Source organism: Flavobacterium niveum, assembly GCF_055231775.1.
Window position 1 is genome coordinate 956,210 of record NZ_JBUYSX010000001.1, and the last position, 23,138, is coordinate 979,347.

At 46.3% G+C, this 23,138-nt stretch carries 14 protein-coding genes; 9 read left to right on the forward strand and 5 right to left on the reverse strand.

The features are described 5' to 3' along the window. Positions 1-230: 230 nt before the first annotated feature. The 6 genes from ACZIX4_RS03900 to ACZIX4_RS03925 all read left to right on the forward strand — a co-directional run bounded on the left by ACZIX4_RS03900 (position 231) and on the right by ACZIX4_RS03925 (position 14,508). Positions 231-2,909 (forward strand): T9SS type A sorting domain-containing protein, encoded by a 2,679-nt coding sequence (locus ACZIX4_RS03900; RefSeq protein WP_463334302.1) that lies wholly within the window; start codon positions 231-233, stop codon positions 2,907-2,909. Positions 2,910-2,999: 90 nt separating this feature from the next. Further along, positions 3,000-5,927 (forward strand): galactose-binding domain-containing protein, encoded by a 2,928-nt coding sequence (locus tag ACZIX4_RS03905; protein WP_463334303.1) that lies wholly within the window; start codon positions 3,000-3,002, stop codon positions 5,925-5,927. Positions 5,928-6,035: 108 nt separating this feature from the next. Beyond that, positions 6,036-8,291 (forward strand): GH92 family glycosyl hydrolase, encoded by a 2,256-nt coding sequence (locus ACZIX4_RS03910; protein WP_463334304.1) that lies wholly within the window; start codon positions 6,036-6,038, stop codon positions 8,289-8,291. Positions 8,292-8,297: 6 nt separating this feature from the next. Continuing rightward, on the forward strand, positions 8,298-10,631 hold the full coding sequence (locus ACZIX4_RS03915) for a glycoside hydrolase family 95 protein (RefSeq protein WP_463334305.1): 2,334 nt from the start codon (positions 8,298-8,300) through the stop codon (positions 10,629-10,631). A gap of 2 nt (positions 10,632-10,633) precedes the next feature. Beyond that, a complete protein-coding gene (locus ACZIX4_RS03920) occupies positions 10,634-11,839 on the forward strand; it encodes a glycoside hydrolase family 27 protein (protein WP_463334306.1) in 1,206 nt (401 codons plus the stop codon). A 29-nt stretch (positions 11,840-11,868) separates the two neighbouring features. After that, positions 11,869-14,508 carry a glycoside hydrolase family 2 TIM barrel-domain containing protein gene (locus ACZIX4_RS03925; RefSeq protein ID WP_463334307.1) on the forward strand — a complete coding sequence of 880 codons (2,640 nt, stop codon included), beginning with the start codon at positions 11,869-11,871 and terminating at the stop codon, positions 14,506-14,508. Between the two features lie 68 nt (positions 14,509-14,576). On the opposite strand, the gene ACZIX4_RS03930 is transcribed toward ACZIX4_RS03925, so the two are convergent. The 4 genes from ACZIX4_RS03930 to ACZIX4_RS03945 form a co-directional block, all read right to left on the reverse strand. Further along, positions 14,577-15,770 carry a pyridoxal phosphate-dependent aminotransferase gene (locus ACZIX4_RS03930; protein WP_463334308.1) on the reverse strand — a complete coding sequence of 398 codons (1,194 nt, stop codon included), beginning with the start codon at positions 15,768-15,770 and terminating at the stop codon, positions 14,577-14,579. Positions 15,771-15,925: 155 nt separating this feature from the next. Further along, on the reverse strand, positions 15,926-16,783 hold the full coding sequence (locus ACZIX4_RS03935; protein WP_463334309.1) for an OmpA family protein: 858 nt from the start codon (positions 16,781-16,783) through the stop codon (positions 15,926-15,928). Positions 16,784-16,863: 80 nt separating this feature from the next. Further along, complete coding sequence (locus tag ACZIX4_RS03940; protein WP_463334310.1) at positions 16,864-17,853, reverse strand: glycosyltransferase; 990 nt, start codon at positions 17,851-17,853, stop codon at positions 16,864-16,866. After that, complete coding sequence (locus ACZIX4_RS03945) at positions 17,850-18,302, reverse strand: type I restriction enzyme HsdR N-terminal domain-containing protein (RefSeq protein WP_463334311.1); 453 nt, start codon at positions 18,300-18,302, stop codon at positions 17,850-17,852. The genes ACZIX4_RS03940 and ACZIX4_RS03945 overlap by 4 nt, the downstream gene beginning before the upstream one ends. Positions 18,303-18,349: 47 nt before the next feature. On the opposite strand from ACZIX4_RS03945, the gene holA reads away from it, so the two are divergent. Both holA and ACZIX4_RS03955 read left to right on the forward strand, forming a co-directional pair. Beyond that, the gene (gene holA, locus ACZIX4_RS03950; protein WP_463334312.1) at positions 18,350-19,348 is read left to right on the forward strand and encodes a DNA polymerase III subunit delta; all 999 of its coding nucleotides are present in this window, start codon (positions 18,350-18,352) and stop codon (positions 19,346-19,348) included. 111 nt (positions 19,349-19,459) lie between these two features. Continuing rightward, complete coding sequence (locus tag ACZIX4_RS03955; RefSeq protein WP_463334313.1) at positions 19,460-19,879, forward strand: acyl-CoA thioesterase; 420 nt, start codon at positions 19,460-19,462, stop codon at positions 19,877-19,879. Between the two features lie 127 nt (positions 19,880-20,006). On the opposite strand, the gene ACZIX4_RS03960 is transcribed toward ACZIX4_RS03955, so the two are convergent. After that, positions 20,007-20,804 carry a hypothetical protein gene (locus ACZIX4_RS03960; protein WP_463334314.1) on the reverse strand — a complete coding sequence of 266 codons (798 nt, stop codon included), beginning with the start codon at positions 20,802-20,804 and terminating at the stop codon, positions 20,007-20,009. 945 nt (positions 20,805-21,749) lie between these two features. On the opposite strand from ACZIX4_RS03960, the gene ACZIX4_RS03965 reads away from it, so the two are divergent. Then, positions 21,750-23,123, forward strand: coding sequence for a sialate O-acetylesterase (locus ACZIX4_RS03965; RefSeq protein WP_463334315.1), 1,374 nt, complete (start codon positions 21,750-21,752; stop codon positions 23,121-23,123). The last annotated feature ends 15 nt before the right edge of the window (positions 23,124-23,138 follow it).

Below are 23,138 nucleotides of genomic sequence, written 5' to 3' on the forward strand. Positions count from 1 at the left end.
TAAATCACTTAACACTGTTCGGCAAATTTACGGCAATAAAAACTATATATCCAAACATTTATAGAAAAATTTCTATGTAATTTTTCACCTTGCTATTTTGCCATAAATTATACTTGTGATTATTAAACCAATAATTTTTTCTGTAAAATTTTTTGTGATTGATATTTTTTATAATATTGCATAATAGTATAGTATAGTACAAAGTAACCTCATTTCTAAAAATAACTATTATGTATGTAAAGAAAAATACTGTAAACAGGCTACTGCACAAGGGCAGGGTTGCCGCGCTGGCAACACTGCTTGCCGCACCGGCTTTTGCGCAGACCTACGAAGCCGAAAACGGCATTATGGCAGGCGGCGCCAGCATCCAGGGATGCGACTCATGCTCAGGCTCTATTGTGGGCAACCTGGGCGGGGGCGGTACCGTGGCACTAAACGTAAACGTAGCCACCGCAGGCTGGTACAACATGCAAACGTTTTACTGCACTAACGACCCGCGTACCTTCAGCATAACACCGGGCAGCGGCAACACCATAATTGCCCCGGTACAGCCGTCGGGCGGATGGAGCACTGCTGCGCCTACCAATATTTCCCTGTACCTTAACGCAGGCGACACTACTATTACCTTCGGCAGCCCGTCGTGGGGGCCAAACCTGGACAAGATTGTGCTTTCGCCAATAACCGATACACAGCTGCAGGTAATTTCATTTGGTACAAACAACGAATTGCGTTACGACCTTAACAGCAAAACATATAGTATAGTAATGAATGGTGCTACCGTAGTATCGGGTGCTTCGGCATCGGCTTTCGGTAACCAGAACAACTATAGTACAGGTTATAGCAACGTAGCTTACGCTTCAGAGGCATTTACCGACGGTATAGGCAGTGGTACCCGCCACACCTTTACACTATCGGGCGGCTACAGTACTAATATGGAGCAAAGCTTTTTTGTATACGATAACCGCGACTTCCTGGTAACACAGGTGGCGCTTACCGGCAGCGGGGCTAACTGCTACCGCATGTCACCGCTTACCAGCTACAGCGTAACCCCTGATTTCCAGGGTGGCGAAACCAAGGCGCTAAATGTGCCTTATGACAACGATGCATGGGTACGTTATGCAGCCGTATCGCTGGGTGCAGCTAACTTCACCTGTTCTGAAGTTACGGAGCTGTACAGCAACGAAAGCAGGCACGGCCTTGTATTCGGCTCTATAGACAACTCACGCTGGAAATCGGGCGTAAACATACAGGGTGGTAGCACAGGTTCGGCATACGTATCGGTTATAAACGGTATCTCTTCACAGGAGCTTACCCGCGATACCCGTGGCCACGGCTGGGTAAACATAGGGCTTGATTACTGCCCTTCGCCAAAAATAGCCATTATAGGCAACGACGACTGGCGTACCGCACTGGAAACTTATGCTGAAATTAATGCACTATTACAACCGAAATACATTGTAGACTGGACGGCTGCAAAACCTATGGGCTGGAACAGCTGGGGTGCTATACAAACCAACATCAACCTGCAAAAGGCTAAGGATGTGGTAGACTTTTTCCATGATGATGTACCTACCTTCCGTACGGGAGACAATACACTATATATAGACCTTGACTCGTACTGGGATAACATGACCGATGCACAGCTTGCCGAGTTTGTTACCTATGCCGAAAGCAAAGGCTTAAAAGCGGGTATTTACTGGGCGCCGTTCCTGGACTGGGGTAAATATGCCAGGCCGATAGAAGGCAGCTTTTACAACTACCAACAAACCTGGACAAAGGTAAACGACAACCCGTTTGAAATGTCGGGTGCCTATGCTATGGACCCTACGCACCCTGCCACGCAGATGAGGATAGACTATTTTATAGAGCGTTTTAAAACCGCAGGCTTTAAAATGGTAAAGCTTGACTTCCTGGACCACGCCGGTATAGAGGCCGACTTCTTCTACGACTGGCAGGTACACACCGGTATGGAAGCTTACCACATAGGCATGCAGTACCTTATAAACGCCATAGGTGACGATATGCTTGTTGAGGCTTCTATTTGCCCTAACATGGCTACCGGCCCTTATGCACACATGCGCCGTATAGCGTGCGATGCTTACGCAAGCATAGGCGATACAGAATATACCATGAACAGTACTACCTACGGCTGGTGGCAGCGTAAAAGGTACGATTTCCTTGATGCCGATAACGTAGTGATAGGCACACAGGCCATAGGTGCTAACCGTGCACGTTATGCTTCGTCTATCGTTACAGGTACCATTACCGTGGGTGATGATTATTCGGCTACCAGCGGCCCGTGGCTTACCACTGCGCCTGACTTATTTGAAAATGTAGACCTGTTACCGATAGCGAAAGCCGATGCCAACTTTATCCCTGCCGATGGCAATACCGATAATACGGCTTCGAGTGTGTTTTATGCTACTGTGGGTAACGATACGTATGTAGCGGTATTCAACTACACAAATAACGCTGCCGATATGGTAGTGCCAATGGACAGGGTAGGCCTGAACAGCAGCACAACCTACGATATTAAAGAACTGTTTGGCGGAGATACAAGTACAACTTCGGGTACACTGAGCTTTAACCTGCCTGCTGCCGATGCTCGTATTTATAAGTTTGCCAATACTACTGCCGGTACAGGTGACATACAGAAGGCCAAAGCCAGCTACCTGTTCCCGAACCCGGCCAATGACAGGGTGAACATCCGCTTTGTAAACGCTGTAAACGGCGAAGCAAAAGTAAGCATAGCCGATATTACAGGAAAAACCGTATGGAGCAAAACCATGCACATGGAGGGTACTACCTCTCCTGCAATACCGGTAAATACACTTAGTAAAGGTGTGTACATTGTTACCGTGGCTACCCCAGCACAGGGTAACCTGAATTTCAAGTTCATAAAACAGTAATTACTGAAATTTTAATATGTCCATACTCCGGTACACCACCGGGGTGTGGGCATTTTTTATACCATCACCTCTCACAAAAACCAGTAATAAATGCAATTTAAAAACATTGTAAGCCTGCTTGTTATGGGCAGTTTGCCACTGGCGGGCCTTGCACAGGTGCATAAGGCATCCATTAACTCTACAAACATTTCATGGCAGGTAAAGCCCCACGCCGAAGTAGGAGCCGACAGCCTTGCCATACTGAAGCCCGGCTATAACACTAACGGCTGGGTAAAAGGTATTGTACCCGGTACGGTTTTCAACGCATATGTAACCGCCGGGCTGGAAAAAGACCCTAACTATGGCGATAACATCCATAACGTAGACCGTAAAAAATACGACCGCAGCTACTGGTACCGTACTGAGTTTACCATTCCGGCCGATTTTGACAAGGAAGTAGTATGGCTGAATTTTGAGGGCATTAACCGTATGGGCGATATTTACCTGAATGGCAAAAAGCTGGGTAACCTTAGCGGTATGATGCAGCGTGGCAAATACGATATTACAAAACTGGCCAACCGCAACGGCAAGAACGTGCTGGCGGTTTTGGTAGGCATACCGGAATTGCCCTTAAACAATTACGGCAGCCCTACGTATGTGGCCAGCGCCAGTTGGGACTGGATTCCGTATGTGCCGGGGCTTAACTCGGGTATCGTAGACGATGTGTACCTGAGCAACACCGGGAAAATCGTTATGGAAGACCCGTGGATAAGGACAAAGCTACCCAGCAACGCCCGTGCCGATGTAAGCATAAAGGTGGATGTGAGGAATACCTCGGGCGATTACCAGCAGGGGGAACTTACCGGTACCATAATGCCGGGTAATATTATCTTCAGTAAGAAGTTTAATGTGGAAGCCGGCAGGACTGCAACGGTGGAACTTAGCAAAGAGCAGTTTGCGGAGCTGGCTATTGCCAACCCGAAACTCTGGTGGCCGAACGGCTACGGTGAACCCAACCTGTATACCTGCGAGTTTAAGCTGAAAATGGGTAATGAAGTTACCGATACCAAGAAGGTGACTTTTGGTATACGCGAATACGGTTATGATACTGAGGGAGGTGTACTGCACCTGTCTATAAACGGCAAACGTGTTTTCCTTAAGGGGGGCAACTGGGGTATGAGCGAGTATATGCTGCGTACCCGCGGTGCCGAATACGACCTCAAGGTGCGCCTGCACAAGGACATGAATTATAACGTGATACGCAACTGGCTGGGCAGTACTACCGATGAGGAGTTCTACGAAGCCTGCGATAAATACGGCATTTTGGTATGGGATGATTTCTGGCTGAATTCAAATCCTACGCTGCCGAAAGACATTTACAACTTCAATGAAAATGTGGTTGAAAAGATAAAGCGCTTCCGCAACCATGCCAGTATAGCATTGTGGTGCGGCGATAACGAAGGCGTGCCGCAACCGCCGCTAAACGGATGGATACGCGAGGACATAACCACTTTTGACGGTAACGACCGCTACTACCAGCCGTGCTCTAATACGGGCAACCTTTCGGGCAGCGGGCTGTGGGGCAATAAAGACCCGCGCTGGTATTTTACCAAATACCCTGAAGCCTACACCGGTACCGGCGATGGCCCCGGCTGGGGATTACGCAGCGAAATAGGCACGGCGGTTTTCCCGAACCTTGAAAGCCTTAAAAAGTTTATCCCTGAGAAAGACCTTTGGCCACGCAATGAAATGTGGAACAAGCATTACTTTGGCTATAATGCAGGCAATGCCGCGCCCGATGATTACGACCGGAGCATTACCGAACGTTACGGAACACCAAAAGGCATTGCAGACTATACCAAAAAAGCCCAGCTTTTAAATATTGAAACCAACAAGGCCATGTACGAAGGCTGGCTGGACCACATGTGGGAAGACGCTTCGGGTATAATGATATGGATGAGCCAGAGCGCTTACCCCAGCATGGTTTGGCAAACGTATGATTATTACTATGACCTTACCGGGGCGTACTTTGGTGTAAAATCGGCCTGCGAGCCGTTGCACATACAATGGAACCCTACAAACAATTCGGTGAAAGTGGTAAATACTACAGCCTCAGATTATAAAAACCTTACTGCCGAAGCAGCCGTGTACAACATGCAGGGCAAGGAAATAACAAAATTCAGGCAATCGGGCAGGGTAGATTCGTTCTCAGACACCGCTACTGAAAGCTTTGTGATACCGTTTTACAGCAACCAGAAAGACCTGGCGTTCCAGAAGCCTGTGGTGGCATCATCGGGTGGCAATACCGAAACGATAAACGACGGTAACGACAGCAGCCGCTGGTCTGCCGATAATTATGACGGCGAGTGGGTTTACGTAGACCTGCAGGAAGAGCACATGGTAAACCGTGTGGTGCTGAACTGGGAAAATGCCTATGCCAAAGAATATAAGATACAACTGAGCACCGACGCCAAAAACTGGACCGATGCCGTAACCGTACGCACCGGGAAAACAGGCCCCGAGGCACTTGCTTTTAATGAAATGCCTGCGCGTTACGTACGTATGCAGGGTATAAAGAGGGGTACAGGCTGGGGCTATTCGCTGTTTGATTTTAAAGTGTACAGCGCCGATGCCGATGTTGCCGACCTGAGCAAAGTCCATTTTATCAGGCTGAAGCTGAAAGAAAACACGGGTAAGTTGGTTAGCGAAAACTTCTACTGGCGTGGCGTTAACATGAAGGACTTCACTGCCCTTAACGAGCTGCCAAAAGTTAAGGTGAAAACTACTGAGAGAATCACCCGTAAAAACGGCAAATGCTACATGGCGGTGACTGTAAGCAGCCCGCAGGGTGTGGCATTTGGCATCCGTGTGCAGGCGCTTAACAGTAAAACCGGCGAACAGCTGCTACCGGCCATAATGAGCGAAAATTATTTTACGCTGTTTAAAGGCGAAAGCAGGCAGGTACAGATAGAATTTGACGAATCGCTGCTGAAGGCAGGTGAAAAACCTGTGATAAAAGCGGAGGCTTATAATCAATAACCAGTGACAACCTGCAAGGTCTCTATGACCTTGTAGGTTTTAATTTTAATTCGATAATACGTTTTTTATACCTGCAAGGTTTTTAAAACCTTGCAGGAGCTGAAAATTATGAAAACAAAAATATTAACCTTGTTTTTTCTGTGTTCCTTGGGGGTTTTAGCCCAGCAAAAGCTTACCGGCTATGTAAACCCGTTTATCGGTACGGGGGCTGCCAAGGGTTCGCCGCTGTCGGGTAACAACTACCCGGGCGCTACGGTGCCGTTCGGTATGGTGCAGCTTAGCCCCGATACCCGTAACGCACCCGACTGGGGTGTGGCCTGCGGCTACAATTATAACGACACTACCATAGCAGGCTTCAGCCATACGCACCTTAGCGGTACCGGCGTGGCCGAGCTTTTTGATGTAATGCTTACACCATTTTCGGGGGAGGTAAAACCATCGGCAAACGGGGAAAACCCGTACCAGTCGGCTTTTAGCCATGCAGATGAAAAAGCCCGCCCCGGCTACTATAGCGTGCTGCTGAAAGATTTTGGCATAAACGCCGAACTCACTGCTACTACGCACGCGGGTTTCCACCGTTACACCTTCCCGAAAGGGAAAGCGGCACACATGGTTTTCGACCTGGAGCATTCCATGAAAAAATCGGACTGGGGGACAAAGATCATTGCATCGCAAATCACCTTCGTAAACAACCATACCATTGAGGGCTACCGCATCATTACCGGGTGGGCGCCCATGCGCAAGGTGTATTTCCATGCTGAGTTTTCGCAGCCTATTATGCATAATTTTGTTACCGACGGAGGCAACAGCTACAGTAATGCCACGGTGGTAAACGGCAATGCAATTAAGGCGATTCTTGATTTTGACACGAGCAGTAACCAACAGGTATTGGTAAAAGTGGGGCTTTCGGCAACAAGCATAGAAAATGCCCGTAACAATGTAGCGGCTGAAATTGCAGGTTGGGATTTCGATACTATCGTAGCCAAAGCCGGAGCCAATTGGGAAACCGAACTTTCGAAAGTAAAAATTGAAGGCACTAACGAACAGAAACAGATATTTTACACTGCGCTGTACCATACTTTTTTACAACCCAATGTGCTGAGCGATGTAAACGGTGATTACGCCTCGGCTGATTATTCGGTGAAAAATTCTGCAACGCCTTATTACAGTACGTTTTCCCTGTGGGATACCTACCGAGGTGCACACCCACTGTATACCATGTTGCAACCTGAGAAGAACAGGGATTTTGTAACAAGTATGCTGGCGTATTACAAGGCATTTGGCTACCTGCCCATATGGCAGCTGTGGGGTGAGGAAAACTACTGTATGATAGGCAACCACAGCATCCCCGTAATTGTAGATGCCGTGCTGAAAGGCACGCCCGGTATAGATGCCGCTGCCGCTTTTGAAGCCGTAAAGCAGTCGTCGTTACGGGAGCATCCGGGTTCGCCGTTTACCATGTGGGAACAGTATGGGTACATCCCGGAAAACCTTAAATCGCAGTCGGTTTCCCTTACATTGGAAATGGCGTTTGACGATTATTGCGTAGCGCAATTGGCCAAAAAACTCGGCAAAACAGAAGATTACAACCGCTTTACAAAACGCGCACAATTTTATAAAAACCTGTACGATACAAAAATGGGTTTTTTCCGTGCCAAAGACGATAAAGGCAACTGGCTGGAACCGTTTGACCCGCTGAAGTACGGTGCCAACGGCGGCTACCCTTTTACGGAGGGCAACGGCTGGCAGTACTTCTGGTACGTGCCGCACGATGTAAAAGGGCTGGTGCAACTGGTGGGTGGCAACAAGGTATTCGCTAATAAACTTGATACTTTTTTTACGCTGAATGAGCGCCCTCAGGAGGTGAATGATAATGCCTCAGGCTTTATAGGCCAGTATGCGCACGGCAATGAGCCGAGCCACCATATTGCCTATCTTTACAACTACGCAGGCCAGCCGTGGAAATCGCAGCAGTACGTTTGGGAAATCCTGCACCAGATGTACAACACAGGCTCATCGGGCTATGCCGGTAACGACGACTGTGGTGAGCTTTCGGCCTGGTATGTGTTCAGCGCTATGGGCTTTTACCCTGTAAACCCTGCCAATGGTGTATACGTTATCGGTACGCCCATACTGGAAAAATCGGTTATCAATGCCGGGAATGGCAGGCAGTTTACCGTTACTGCCAAAAACGTTTCGGCTAAAAACCGCTATATACAAAGCGCTAAGCTGAATGGCAAAACGTATACAAAAACCTATATCACCCATTACGATATTACCAATGGCGGCACGCTGGAATTTGTAATGGGCAGCAAACCAAATAAAACATGGGGTAGCGGTGCAGCCGACTGCCCGCCAAACTAACAATTTATGAAGAAAATATTTTTAGGAATCGCGGCCCTGGTTTCTTTCATTGGCTACAGCCAAAAGAATCCGCTGGAGCTTTGGTACACACAACCGGCTACGCAGTGGGAAGAAACCCTTCCGCTGGGTAACGGCCGCCTGGGCATGACGCCCGACAGCGGCATCCGTAAGGAAAAAGTGGTGCTGAACGAAATCACGTTGTGGAGCGGTTCGCCACAGGATGCCAATAATTATGATGCCAATAAGTACCTGCCTGAAATCCGCCAGCTGTTGCTGCAAGGCAAGAACAAGGAAGCCGAAGCCCTTATAGACAAGAACTTTGTGTGCAAAGGTCCCGGATCGGGTTCGGGTGACGGGGCTAATGTACAGTTTGGCTGCTACCAGGTGTTGGGTAACCTTACGCTTGATTTTAATTATGGGAATACCAATGCCCAGCCTAAATACTACAAGCGCAGCCTTGACCTGAGCACCGCAGTTGCCACGGCAACATTTGAGTTGGACGGCGTTACCTATACGCGTGAGTACTTTACCAGCTTTGATGATGATGTAGCGGTAATAAGGCTTTTGGCCAGTAAAAAAGGCGCACTGAACTTTACCGTAAACATGGACAGGCCTGAGCGCTTTGAAACCTATACCGAAAACGGCGGCCTTGCCATGAAAGGCTACATGAACGATGGTAAGGATGGCCTTGGCATGCAGTATAAAGCAAAGGTTAGGGCCACGCTAAAAGACGGTAAACTGCTTGCCGAAGACAAAAAACTGAAAATTACCAATGCTACCGAAGTGGTGCTGTACATAGCCATGGGCACTACCTTTAAGGAAAAGGAAGTAGAAAAAGGCCTTGAAGGGCAATTGCTTGGCGCAATGAATAAAAGCTACGCCACCCAGAAGAAACAGCACATAGCCAACTTCCAGAAGGTATTTAACCGTGTGGCACTTACCGTGGGCAGCACTACCAAAAGGGAGCTGCCTACCGATGCACGCCTGGATGCCTACATGAAAAACCCCGACAGCGATACCGAAATGCCGGTGCTGTTTTACCAGTACGGGCGTTACCTGGCCATAGGCAGTGGCAGGGTAGGGATGTTGCCGCCCAACTTACAGGGGCTTTGGGCGCCGCAGGTACAAACCCCTTGGAACGGCGATTACCATCTCGATGTGAACATACAAATGAACCTGTGGCCATTGGAAACAGCCAACCTTGGGGAGCTGAATTTACCATTGAAAGACCTGATGAAGGGGATGGTACCCTTTGGGGAGAAAACCGCCAAAGCCTACTATAACGCCGACGGCTGGATAGCCCACGTGATAACCAACGTTTGGGGCTTTACCGAACCCGGCGAAAGCGCCTCTTGGGGCAGCGCCAAGGCAGGCAGCGGCTGGATGTGCAATAACCTATGGGCACACTACCTGTACAGCAACGACGAGGCATACCTGAAAGAAATTTACCCTATAATAAAAGGTTCGGCGCAGTTTTATAACAGCATGCTGATAACCGAACCCGAAACCGGCTGGCTGGTAACAAGCCCTTCGGTATCGCCGGAAAACAGCTTTTATTTGCCCAATGGTGAGGTAGCCCACGTATGCATGGGGCCTACTATAGACAACCAGATTATAAGGGAGCTGTTTACCAATGTTATTACGGCTTCAGAAAAGCTGGGTTTGGATGAGAAGCTTCGCAATGAGCTGAAAAATAAGCTTCGTCAGTTGCCACCTGCGGGTGTTGTAGGCCCGGACGGACGCATTATGGAATGGCTGAAGCCGTATAAGGAACCTGAAGTAACCCACAGGCACATCTCACATCTGTATGGCTTGTACCCGGCATCGCTTATTACTACTGAGCAAACCCCTGATTTGGCGGAAGCCGCAAAGAAAACCCTTGACGTGCGCGGTGATGACGGCCCAAGCTGGTCCATTGCCTATAAGCAGTTGTTTTGGGCAAGGCTGAAGGACGGCAACCGTGCTTATAAACTGTTTAGAACCATACTGAGGCCTACGTTATCTAAGGACATCAATTACGGTTCGGGTGGGGGTGTGTACCCTAACCTGCTTTCTGCGGGGCCGCCGTTCCAGATAGACGGAAACTTTGGCGCTACAGCAGGCCTTGGCGAAATGTTTATACAAAGCCATGCCGGTTTTATAGAACTGCTCCCTGCTTTGCCTGATGCATGGAAAGCCACAGGCTCGGTAAAAGGGCTGAGGGCTGAGGGCGGCTTTACGGTAAACTTTGCCTGGAAAGACGGTAAGGTTACCAGCTACGAAGTATTGTCGGCAAAACCGGCTACAGTAAAAGTGAAAATCAACGGGAAAACACAAGAAATCACCTCTAAAAAACTATAACCATGAAACCATTATTTAAGGCGCTGATAGCGGCATCACTAACGATGCTGCCGGTACTGGCTACGGCCCAAAAGTTTGAAAACCTTGCCAAAACCCCGCCCATGGGCTGGAACAGCTGGAACAAATTTCACTGCGATATCAACGAAAAACTGATTAAGGAAACGGCTGACGAAATGGTAGCCACAGGCATGCGAGATGCCGGCTATGTGTACCTTAACCTTGACGATTGCTGGCAGGGGCAGCGCGATGCCAATGGCTTTATACAGCCCGACCCGGTTAAATTTCCAAGCGGGATGAAGAGCCTGGTGGATTATGTACATTCTAAAGGGCTGAAGTTTGGTATATACAGCGATGCGGGTGACAAGACCTGTGCGGGCTATGCTGCAAGCCGCGGGCACGAGTTCCAGGATGCGCTTACCTATGCCTCATGGGGCGTGGATTACCTGAAATACGACTGGTGTAACACCGGCGAACTGAATGCCAAGGAGGCTTACAAAACCATGCGCGATGCACTGTATGCCGCTGGCCGCCCGGTGCTGTTCAGCATGTGCGAATGGGGCAGCAACAAGCCGTGGGAATGGGCGGCCGATGTATCGCACATATGGCGTACCACAGGCGATATACACAATTGTTTTGACTGTGAGGCAAGTTATGAGCACGGCGTATTGCAAAACCTTGACAAGCAGAAAGGCCTGCGCCAATATGCCGGCCCCGGCCACTGGAACGACCCCGATATGCTGGAAGTGGGCAACGGCATGACGGTAGAGGAAGACCGTGCGCACTTTACATTGTGGTGCATGATTTCGGCACCGCTTATTGCCGGTAACGACCTTACCAAAATGACTAAGGAAACCAAGGCCATACTTACCCATAAGGAAATGATAGCCATAGACCAGGATGCACTGGGCGTTCAGGGTTTTATGCATTACTACGAAAATGGTATAGAGTACTGGCTGAAACCGCTTTCGGGTAACCGCTGGGCTGTGGTATTCCTTAACCGCAATGCGCTGGACTATAAGTACACCCACAACTGGGCTGCCGATAAGGTGATAAAAGATGAGCTGTCTAAAAAGGATATTGATTTTACAAACAATACCTACAGCATTTACAACATTTGGAAGGGCAAAAGCGAAGGCACTACTGCCAAAGCCTATACGGCTACCCTGCCTGCACACGGTGTGGTGGCACTGGTATTGGAGAAAAAATAATACCTTAGTGTTTCCAAAAACAATCTTTTATGTATAAAAAAAACACCGGTGCTTTGCTGCTGGCAGTGTGTGGCCTGTTTTCTTTACACAGCCATGCACAGCGTATAAAGCAAAGCATCAACACCTCGTGGCAGTTCCATAAAGGGAACGGCACTAATACCACTGCCGATGATTACTGGCAGGACGTAAACATTCCGCATACGTGGAATGCCGATGATGTTATGGACGATATACCGGGCTACTACCGTGGCACAGGCCTGTACCGCAAGGACATCTTTATCCCGAAGGACTGGGACGGCAAAAGCATCTATATCTATTTTGAAGGGGCCAGCCAGGTGGCTGATGTTTTTGTTAATGGGCAAAAGGCGGGTACCCACACCGGTGCCTACCTCGCTTTTAGCTTCGACATTACCAAACTGCTGAAACCCGGTAAAAATGAAATTACCGTAACGCTGGACAACAGCCATAATGCCGATATTGCCCCGCTGGGCGGTGATTTCAGTGTGTATGGCGGTATCTACCGCGATGTGTACCTCATAGCTGCCGATGCTGCGCATTTTGACATGGACAATTATGCCACTAATGGTGTGTTTGTTACCACACCGCAGGTATCGGCAGAAAAAGCTTCGGTACAGGTGAAGGGCAAAATTACCCATGCAGGAAAGGTTACGGTTGTCACTTCGGTTTTTGATGCGGATGGCAAGCTTATCGCCAAAACTGAAAGCAAGCCAAAGAGTGACGGCAGTTTTACCGCTGATATTAAACAGGTTGCCAACCCAAAACTATGGTCGCCGGAATCGCCCTACCTGTACAGGATTGTATCGGCCATTACAGATAAATCGGGCAAGGTGCTGGATGAGGTGAGCAACCCGTTGGGTTTCCGTTGGTACAGCTTTGATGCCGAAAAAGGTTTTTCGCTAAACGGGAAGCCGTATAAGATAATGGGCGCCAGCCGCCACCAGGATTATAAGGGACTTGGTAATGCATTGCCCGATGCGCTACACATAAGTGATATGCAATGGCTGAAGGATATGGGCGGTAACTTTTTACGCGTGTCCCATTACCCGCAAGACCCTGCCATTATGGAAGCCTGCGACCGCCTGGGCATACTTACCGCAGTGGAAACGCCCGGTAATAACCAGATTAGTGAGACAGTGGGCTATACCGATACCATACTGGACATGCAGCGCGAAATGATACGCCAGAACTACAACCACCCCAGTGTGATTGTCTGGAGCTATATGAACGAGGTACTGATTCAGCCGCTGCATAAGGCTGATACGCCCGAGCGTGAACAGTACTGGAAAAACCTGAATGCTTTGGCACAAAAACTGGAAAACCTGTGCCGTGCCGAAGACCCTGCACGCTATACCATGGTGGCCTTTCATGGCGACTATGACCTGTACAAAAAAGTAGGGCTTATAGACATACCCATGGTTGCCGGATGGAACCTGTACCAGGGGTGGTATGTAGGCCAGCTGGAGGATTTTGAAAACTATATGCTGCGTTTCCATAAAGAGTACCCTAACAAGCCGGTTGTGATATCGGAATACGGGGCCGACTCTGATTACCGCCTGCATAATTTTGACCCTACACGTTTTGACAAAACGCAGGAGTATGCCAACAGGTTCCATGAGGCGTACCTTGCTACCATAATGAAATACCCGTTTATTTCGGGGGGCATTATGTGGAACCTTGTAGAGTTTGTAAACGAAGGCAGGCAGGAAGCAGTACCCCACGTAAACAACAAGGGACTGCTTACCCGCGACAGGAACCCAAAAGATACCTACTTTATTTACAAAGCGCTTCTATACAAAAAACCGTTTGTGCACATAGGTGGCAGCGACTGGCTATATCGTGCGCAAGATGCTGATAAGGGCAGTAACGTTACAGCTACACAACCGGTAACAGTATATAGTAACCAAAGCGAAGTTACCTTATATGCCAATTACATGAAGGTGGGAACAACAGCCGTTAAAAATGGTAAAGCTGTATTTAATGTATTGTTTAGAAACGGTTCTAACTTTTTAAAGGCAGTATCTTCTAACAATGAAGAAGATAACCTTACACTGGATTTTCATGTGGTGCCTGAGAAAATGGATGTAAAGGAAAACAGGTTTACCACGCTGAATGTAAGCCTGGGCGACCGCCGTATGTTTATGGACGACCTTACCCACGAAGCCTGGCTGCCCGAGCAGGAATATACGCCTGGGAGTTGGGGTTATGTGGGCGGCAGGCTGTACAAGGAAGACGAAAACGGTGACCGTTACGGTTCGTGGCGCAATATACTGGGTACACCGTATGATGCCATGTACGAAACCCAACGCGTAGGCCTCGAAGCCTTTAAGGCCGATGTGCCGGACGGTGTGTATGAAATCACGCTGCACTTTGCCGAACTGCTTACCAAAGAGCAACAGGAAAAGCTGGTGTATAACCTGGATAATAAAACCGCTAAGACGGCCGATTTTAAAGGACGCAGCTTTGATGTGGCGGTTAACGGAGTTACCGTACTGGGCAACCTTTCGGGGGAAAATTACCTTGTGCCGATTACCGCTTACAGTACCAAAACCACGGTTACCGTGAAGGATGGCAAGGGCATTACCGTAAGCTTTAAAGCAGAGCAGGGCGAGAGTATTTTAAACGGTATACAAATCAGGAAGTTGTATTGATTTTGTTTACCAATTGCAATAAAAAAATGCCGCATTTTGCGGCATTTTTTATATATACTACTCAGGGATTACCTGTTGTTGTATTTTTCTATGGCATCTTTCAGTATGGCTACCGAACGGATAAGGTCTTCTTTTTTAAGTACGTAGGCAATACGTATCTCGTTAAGGCCCACACCCGGCGTAGAGTAGAAACCTGCGGCAGGGGCTACCATTACGGTTTCGCCATTGTTGTCGTAGCTTTCCAGCAGCCATTGTGCAAAATCGTCTGCATTGGCTACAGGCAGGCGGGCTATGCAGTAGAATGCACCTTTTGGCACGGCTACCTTAACGCCTTCAATTTTTTCCAGTTCGCTAACCAGTGTATTGCGGCGCCCTTTGTATTCGGTAATAACCTCGTCAAAGTAGCTTTGCGGGGTATCAAGCGCGGCCTCGCTGGCTATCTGCTCAAAAGTTGGCGGGCTAAGGCGTGCCTGGGCAAACTTCATTGCTGTAGCCATAACCGCTTTATTTTTAGAAACGATACAACCAATACGCGCACCGCACATGCTGTAACGCTTAGAAACCGAGTCAATCATTATGGCATACTCTTCAAGGCCCGGCACGTTCATTACCGAATAGTGCTTGTCGCCATCGTAGGTAAACTCGCGGTACACCTCGTCGGCTATAAGGAACAGGTCGTGTTTTTTAACCAGTTCGGCAAGCTGGTTTATCTCGGCCTCTGTGTACAGGTAACCTGTAGGGTTGCCCGGGTTACAGATAAGTATGGCCTTGGTTTTATCGGTAATCAGTTTTTCAAAATCAGCGATAGGGGGAAGGGCAAAGCCTTCGTCTATCGTAGAAATAACCGGTACTACCTTTACACCCGATGCTACCGAGAAGCCGTTGTAGTTGGCATAAAACGGCTCTGGAATAATAATTTCGTCACCGGCGTCAAGGGTACTGCCCAGCGCAAAAAGCAGGGCTTCGCTGCCGCCTGTGGTTATGATGATGTTTTCGGGGTTTACGTCCACACCGTGTGTTTTGTATGAAGCTGACAACTTGTTGCGGTAGCTTTCAAAACCTGCCGAGTGGCTGTATTCCAGTATTTTTATGTCGTTGTTTTTTATGGCTTCCAGCGCCACTTCCGGTGTTTTTATGTCCGGCTGGCCTATGTTCAGGTGGTATACTTTATGGCCTTTCTTTTTGGCTGTTTCCGCGAAGGGAACAAGTTTCCTTATAGGAGATTCGGGCATTTGCATGCCTTTCTGCGATACTTGCGGCATTATATAGTGTTGTTTGTTATAATGCGCAAATTTGCGATTTTTTTGCAGATTGCACAGCAGCAGTACCCTTAAAATTTTAAATAGTAAACCATTATTTGTTATAAAACAAAAAGCCGCCCATGAAGGCGGCTTTGGTATTTCAGTAAAACTACAGCTTATTTGTTGCCTGTAGCGGCACCACCCTGCTGTTGGTTTTTCATTTCTTTTTCTATCATGTCGTAGAACTGGTCTATTTTAGGAAGTACCAGTATACGTGTCCTGCGGTTAGTAGCGCGGTTTTCAGGGGTATCGTTACCTACAAGCGGCACATACTCACCACGGCCTGAAGCCACAAGGCGCTTAGGATCGATACCAAAATCCTGCTGAAGGATGCGTACAATAGATGTAGCACGTTTTACAGAAAGGTCCCAGTTGTCCTGAAGCACAGGGTTTTTAATTGGCACATTATCAGTGTGGCCTTCTACCATACATTCAAAATCAGGCTTGTCCTGAACAATTTTGGCTACTTTGCCAAGTATCGCCTTAGCCTTATCAGTTACCTGGTAGCTGCCGCTCTTAAACAGTAGTTTATCGGCAAGGGAAATGTATACCACACCTTTTTCTACACTTACGTCGATATCCGGGTCGTTTACACCTACGGCACGCTTAATGCTGGTAACCAGTGCCAGTGTAACGCTGTCCTTACGGGTAAGCGCATCTTGCAGCCTGCTTATCTTAAGGTCTTTCTCCCTAAGGCTTTCAAGCGACTTTTCAAGGTTTTCGGCACCCTTAGATGTAAGGGTAGTCATATTTGCTGTGGTGTTAATAAGGTCGGAGTTATTCTTTTTAAGATAATCAACCTGGCTGCTCAGCTGGTCCTTTTCGGCAAGGCAGGTATTAAGTTTTACAGTTGCAGAATTTAGCAGATCCTGCATCTCCTTGTTCTTAGCTTCAAGGGCGGCAATCTTCTTCTTAGACCCGCACGATGTTAGCGTAAGCGCTGCTAATGAAAGTACTAGGATGGCTTTTTTCATAATTAGTTGTTTAAATTTTTTAACAAATTTACTATTAATATCTAAATTGAGAACGCAATAGTGCATAAACTATTGTTAAATCAATTCTCAAACACCTTGCCGTTTTTAAGAAAATACTGATTAACAATACTTTGAACCTTGTAATATTTTTTGTACTGTTTTGATTTCCTTTTGTTTAAAAAGCGGAAAAATTTTAAATAAAAGTAAAAATGCGATTTCAGCACGGCCCACAAATGTGCTGGCTGCCCCTGTAGTAAAAACCGTACGCCTGCCACACCGTCAAAACACAGCCTGATGAACAGCACGGGGAACAGTGAACCGGCAGGCAAATTCTTTATAAGCATCCACAGCGAATTGCGGAAGTTAAGGAATGTTTTGTGCGGGCTTCCTGCTTTCAGCGTAGCGCCACCCACGTGATACACTATAGATTGGTAACAGAAATACGCCTTGTAATTTTGGTTAAACGCACGCCAGCACAGGTCTATTTCTTCCTGGTGGGCAAAGAAATCCTCATCGAGCCCGCCCAGCTCGCGGTACACATTTTTCCTGATGAAAAAGCACGCACCCGATGCCCAGAAGATTTCCACGTTATTATTATACTGGCCTTTATCTTCCTCAATGGTTTCGAACATCCTGCCACGGCAGTACGCAAAGCCGTACTTATCTATAAAGCCACCTGCAGCACCGGCGTATTCAAACATTTTTTTGTCCTTATAGTCCAGTATCTTAGGCTGTATTATGGCTATGCTGCTGTCTGATTCAAACAACGCAAGTGCAGGCTGCAGCCAGTTTTCTGTAACCTCTACATCGCTGTTTACCAGTACGTAGATTTCTTCCTCTACCTGTTTCAGGGCTTCGTTATAGCCTTTGGCAAAACCGTAATTCCCTGCGTTTAGTATCAGTTTTACACCGGGGTAGTGCTGCTGCACAAAGGCCACCGAATCGTCGGTACTGGCGTTGTCTGCCACATATATTGTCGCTAAATCCGAGTATTGCGTTACAGACGGCAGGAACTGTTGCAGCAGTGCTTTACCGTTCCAGTTGAGTATTACTACGGCTATTTTTTTCATAAGGCTGGCGTATAGTGGGGTATGTCTTTCAGGAAAATATATCGTTCGGCTTCGTTGTCCATCTGGCAAAAAAAGTGGTTCAGCCCATTGGTTACCATAAGGTAGCCGGCATTCAGCACCATATTATAGCGTGCTATTTGGTCAAAGGTTGTCTGGGTTATGGGTACGTAGGGTGCCTTGCATTCTACAATAAGGAAAATACTGCCATCCGGCCGGTACACCACAATATCGTAACGTTTGTTCATGCCGTTTATTTTCACCACTTTTTCCACATTAATGTGTGATTTGGGGAAGTTTTTGGCTGTCAGCAAAAAATGCACCACATGCTGCCGCACCCATTCTTCGGGCGTAAGCAGGATAAACTTTTTACGGATGTCATCAAAAATGGCGACTTTATTTTCACTATTTTTGAAACGGAAAGTATATTCCGGAAAGTTCAGCTTTTGCATAACGGCAAAGGTAGTATTTTCAACCATTATATCAATACGCACACAGGGTGGACGAAGTTACAAGGATCGTAAACGAGATTAAGCAGGGCAACATTAAGCCAATTTATTTTCTGATGGGCGAGGAGCCGTATTACATTGATAAGCTTACCGAGTTTATTGAGGATAATGTGCTTACCGAAGACGAAAAAGGCTTTAACCAGATGGTGCTGTATGGCAAGGATGTAACCGTAGAAGACGTTATAGCCAATGCCAAACGCTACCCCATGATGGCCGACCGCCAGGTGGTGATACTTAAGGAGGCGCAGGAACTTACCCGTACCATAGACAAGTTTGAAAGCTATTTTGACAACCCGCAGCCCACAACGGTGCTGGTGGTGGCATATAAGTATAAAACGCTGGACAAGCGCAAAAAGGTAACCAAGAACGCCGATAAGAACGGGCTGCTTTTTGAAAGCAAAAAGCTGTACGAGAACCAGGTGGCCGACTGGATAAAGCGTGTGCTTGCCGGGCGTGAATATGCCATAGACCCTAAGGCCGCTGCCATGCTGGTGGAATTCCTGGGGAATGACCTGGGAAAGATAAACAACGAGTTGGAGAAGCTGGCCATCATACTGCCGAAAGGCACTACCATAACCCCGAACCATATAGAGGAGAACATAGGTATAAGCAAGGACTATAACGTGTTTGAGCTGCGCAAGGCTATAGGCGACCGCGACCAGCTGAAAGCGTACAAAATAGCAGCGTATTTTGCCCAAAATCCTAAGGACAACCCGCTGGTAATGACGGTGGGGCTGGTATTTGGGTTCTTTACCCAACTGCTGCAATATCACGGGCTGAAGGACAAGAGCCAGGCTGCAAAGATGCTGAAGGTGAACCCGTACTTTATTAAGGACTACGAAATAGCCGCGCGCAACTACCCCATGAAAAAGGTGAGCGCCATAGTGGCTGCCCTGCGCGATGTGGATGTGAAAAGCAAAGGGGTAGGGGCCAATTCGCTACCGGCGGGTGACCTGCTGAAGGAAATGCTGGTGAAGATTTTTAATTGATTTTCTTAGCCACGAATTGCACGAATTTTCACTAATTGAGAGTAACAATAATTCGTATAATTCGCGAAATTCGTGGCAAAAAAATAATTTTGCAATAGAAAAACACAGATTATGAGGTTTCATACACGTAAATGGGTTAAGCCCGAAGACCTGAACCCTAACGGTACGCTTTTTGGCGGCAGGCTGCTGGAATGGATAGATGAAGAAGCGGCGCTGTACTCCATCATCCAGCTGGAAAACCAGCGGATTGTGACAAAGCACATGAGCGAAATCAACTTTATGGCCTCTGCCAAGCAGGGCGATATTGTGGAGATAGGTATAGACGTGGTGAAATTTGGCCGTACTTCGCTGATACTGCGTTGCGAGGTGCGTAATAAAATGACCCAGGAAAAAATTATTACCGTAGACAACATTACCATGGTAAACCTCGATGGTTCCGGCCGCCCCTCGGCGCACGGTAAAACCCAGATAGAGTTTGTAGACGACCGTATAGAGCAAAGGAGGAGGCAACAGGAACAGCAGGAGCAATAGGCAACACTAATCCCGATAGCTATCGGGATGGATTTAGTGGATTTACACTGGTTTTTTCTTCAGGTTCTGTCATTGCGAGGCACGAAGCAATCTTATGAGTAGTGCTATCGGGTTTACTTTTATTATCTTAACGGGGCAGAATAGATATTACAAATGGTTCATTGTTTTCGTTGTCAATCGAGTTGAACTGAATTTTAATATCAGATTTAATATTTTTTAATCGTTTAATAGAAATTATAAGAACTTCATTTTCATGTAGATTACCTATCTCATGTTTTGAGAGAGGTGCAGAATAGAACAAATTTTCAAGTGTTATTTCATCGGGGGATTGGATTAAATTAAACTCTAATTCATCTCTCATTATGTTTTTAAATACAATGAAATTTGCATTTACTTTTTTTAAATTTATTTCAATACGCTCTTGATTTTTATTTAGTTCGAATATTTTAAAATTATTTGAATCTCTTGTATCGGCAATAATCTTTTCTAAGGATTTATTATTATTAGTTAATTCTGCAATCTCTACCTCTTTTTCATCAATGATGTTTTGATAATATTTCACTGTATCTTTAATATTGCCTATATTATATACTTCATCGTTTACTTCCGCCAAAATTTCTTTGTTCTCTAAAGGTGAAAATATTACTAAAAAAATTAAAATTGCACCAAGGAGTGTAGGTCCAATTAATAGTAGGGTATTTGTTATTTCAAATTTTCTATTACTATTAAAGTCCCAACGTAAATTATAAATGTAATCTGATATTTGGGATATTTCTTGCTCAATCTCATTCGCTTTTTTATCAAAATCAACTTCATCATTTCTCCAATTCCTTTTAAAGTAAATAAAGTCTTTAATTTTAAATGATAAATTGGAAAGACGATTTTGTAAATCATGTATATAGTTATTATAGTAATTACTTTTCATAGATTATTTTTTTGTCGTCGTTATCAATATTATTTTTAAGTAATAAATACCTTAAAACATTTATTATCCTTAAATTAGGAAAATAATAACCTTTTGATATCATGCTAAGATATGGGGTAAAAAGTGCAATCACCATTTTTACAAAATTTATATATGTTTCTGTTTTACCTTTGTCATTTTCCATCATACATATAAAAACTTGATATATAAAAAAAAGACTTAAGCAATTTAAGATAGAGAATATAAATCTTATAAAAACTATTTCTTTATAAGACTTTATTATTTGATTTCTTATTAAATCCCTCATGTTTAGTTTGTTATTTATATATCCAAACCTACAAATTCCTCTTCCTACAAAAAATAGGGTTTTACCTATTAATTCGTCTTAAAAAATTTCTTATAGATTTTTCCGATAGAAGTCTCAACAACCAAACCAAAAACCACCCTGCAAAGTTACCACCCTTTACCATACAAAGTACTGAAGGCATTCGTTCAGTAAAATTTCAGAGTGAAGCTTCCAACAACTAACAACCGACAACCACCAACCAAAAAAGCCGTAAGTAGTACTGAAAGCATTTGTTCAGTAAATTGCTGTGGAAAATGTGGAATATTCGGGCGGCGGTGTGGAAAGGTGGAATTTGTTAGTTAGTTGATTTGTAGTTAACTAACTTTTTTAGACAAGCCTAAACTTCCACAGGTTTTTGTATTTTTTTGTACAAAAAGTGGAATATCTTTTCAGGTAAATTTTCTAACAAATGTTAGTTTTGTGGATGGTGCAGATTTTCAATCCGTGTCAAAATCAGTTTTCATCCTATACTATCCTCAAATTATCATTTCGATAAAAAACGTCGTTTTTTGCACATCGCGTATAAGCAATAGATAAAATAATACATCAAAAATTTTCAGGCGTTTAATTATCTTAGGGATTGAATTATAACCAAACACATGAAGATACGATTACTATTGCTATCGCTGCTATTGCCTTTACTGTCAGTGGCTAACATAGTACTGCCGGGCGTTTTCGGCGACAACATGGTGCTGCAGCGCAACGCCGATGTAAAGCTTTGGGGCTGGGCAAACGTCAACGAGGAAGTAACCATAACCACCGGTTGGGACAACAGGGAATACAAGGTAAAGGGCAGCAACCAGGCCACATGGAGCCTTACCGTAAAAACACCCGGAGCAGGTGGGCCTTACGCCTTGAAATTCAAGGGGTACAACGAAATTAACCTTACCAATGTAATGTTGGGGGAAGTCTGGATTTGCAGCGGCCAGAGCAACATGGAATGGTCGGCTTCGGCAGGCATTACGGGGGGCGAGGCTGAGATTGCAAAGGCAAATTATCCTGACATCCGTTTCTTTACCGTACCTAAGTTAACCGCTGATTATCCGCAGGTTAACCTGCCCGCAAACTGGCAGTCCTGCACGCCTGAAACCATGAAATACTTCAGTGCAGTGGGCTATTTCTTTGCACAGAAAATCCACGAAGATTTAAAGGGTGTACCCGTGGGTATCATCAATTCGAGTTGGGGCGGCACTCCGGCAGAAATTTGGTTCCCTGCCGACTACATCGCTAAGGATAAGGTACTTGCAGAGGCCGCCGCGAATGTAAAACCTAACGAATGGGGTCCCACACAGCCTGGCCGCGCCTGGAATGCCATGGTGAATCCGTTGGTAGGTTACCGCATAGCCGGAGCGCTTTGGTACCAGGGCGAAAGCAACGTAGGCAGTAGCGTTTACAACAAAACCCTTGGCGGGCTAATCAGTTCATGGCGAGAGGCCTGGGGCTATGATTTCCCGTTTTATTTTGTGCAGATAGCCCCGTATAACTACGAAGGTGACGGCGACTGGGGCGTGAAAATTCGTGATGCCCAACGTAAAGTAACCAGTGAAGTAACAAATACCAGTATTGTGGTTATTACAGATGTAGGCGATGTAAAAGACATCCACCCAAGGGATAAAAAGCCGGTGGGCATCCGCCTGGCAAACCTTGCGCTAAGCAAAACGTATGGCCTGGATAAAGGCTTGGTTGAAAGCCCGTTATACAAGGATTTCACAGTAAAAGGCAGCAAGCTTACCGTGCGTTTCAGCAATGCTGAAGAGCTTCGTTTTGTAGGTAAAACCTCTAACCTTTTTGAGGTCGCAGGAGCCGACGGTAAATTTTATCCGGCGCAGGCACGGGTAGAAAAAGGTACTGTAGTACTGGCAGCCAAAGAGGTTAAAACTCCCGTAAAGGTGCGCTATGCCTGGAAAAACGCCGTTAAAGCCGACCTGCTGAACGGTGCGGGATTACCGGCCTCATCCTTTACAAGCGAATAACATTTTGCAAACGCT

Coding starts and splice junctions, on each gene's coding strand:
- ACZIX4_RS03900 (WP_463334302.1), top strand. CDS start 231: ATGTATGTAAAGAAAAATACTGTAAACAGGCTACTGCACAAGGGCAGG.
- ACZIX4_RS03905 (WP_463334303.1), top strand. CDS start 3,000: ATGCAATTTAAAAACATTGTAAGCCTGCTTGTTATGGGCAGTTTGCCA.
- ACZIX4_RS03910 (WP_463334304.1), top strand. CDS start 6,036: ATGAAAACAAAAATATTAACCTTGTTTTTTCTGTGTTCCTTGGGGGTT.
- ACZIX4_RS03915 (WP_463334305.1), top strand. CDS start 8,298: ATGAAGAAAATATTTTTAGGAATCGCGGCCCTGGTTTCTTTCATTGGC.
- ACZIX4_RS03920 (WP_463334306.1), top strand. CDS start 10,634: ATGAAACCATTATTTAAGGCGCTGATAGCGGCATCACTAACGATGCTG.
- ACZIX4_RS03925 (WP_463334307.1), top strand. CDS start 11,869: ATGTATAAAAAAAACACCGGTGCTTTGCTGCTGGCAGTGTGTGGCCTG.
- ACZIX4_RS03930 (WP_463334308.1), bottom strand. CDS start 15,770: ATGCCGCAAGTATCGCAGAAAGGCATGCAAATGCCCGAATCTCCTATA.
- ACZIX4_RS03935 (WP_463334309.1), bottom strand. CDS start 16,783: ATGAAAAAAGCCATCCTAGTACTTTCATTAGCAGCGCTTACGCTAACA.
- ACZIX4_RS03940 (WP_463334310.1), bottom strand. CDS start 17,853: ATGAAAAAAATAGCCGTAGTAATACTCAACTGGAACGGTAAAGCACTG.
- ACZIX4_RS03945 (WP_463334311.1), bottom strand. CDS start 18,302: ATGCAAAAGCTGAACTTTCCGGAATATACTTTCCGTTTCAAAAATAGT.
- ACZIX4_RS03955 (WP_463334313.1), top strand. CDS start 19,460: ATGAGGTTTCATACACGTAAATGGGTTAAGCCCGAAGACCTGAACCCT.
- ACZIX4_RS03960 (WP_463334314.1), bottom strand. CDS start 20,804: ATGAAAAGTAATTACTATAATAACTATATACATGATTTACAAAATCGT.
- ACZIX4_RS03965 (WP_463334315.1), top strand. CDS start 21,750: ATGAAGATACGATTACTATTGCTATCGCTGCTATTGCCTTTACTGTCA.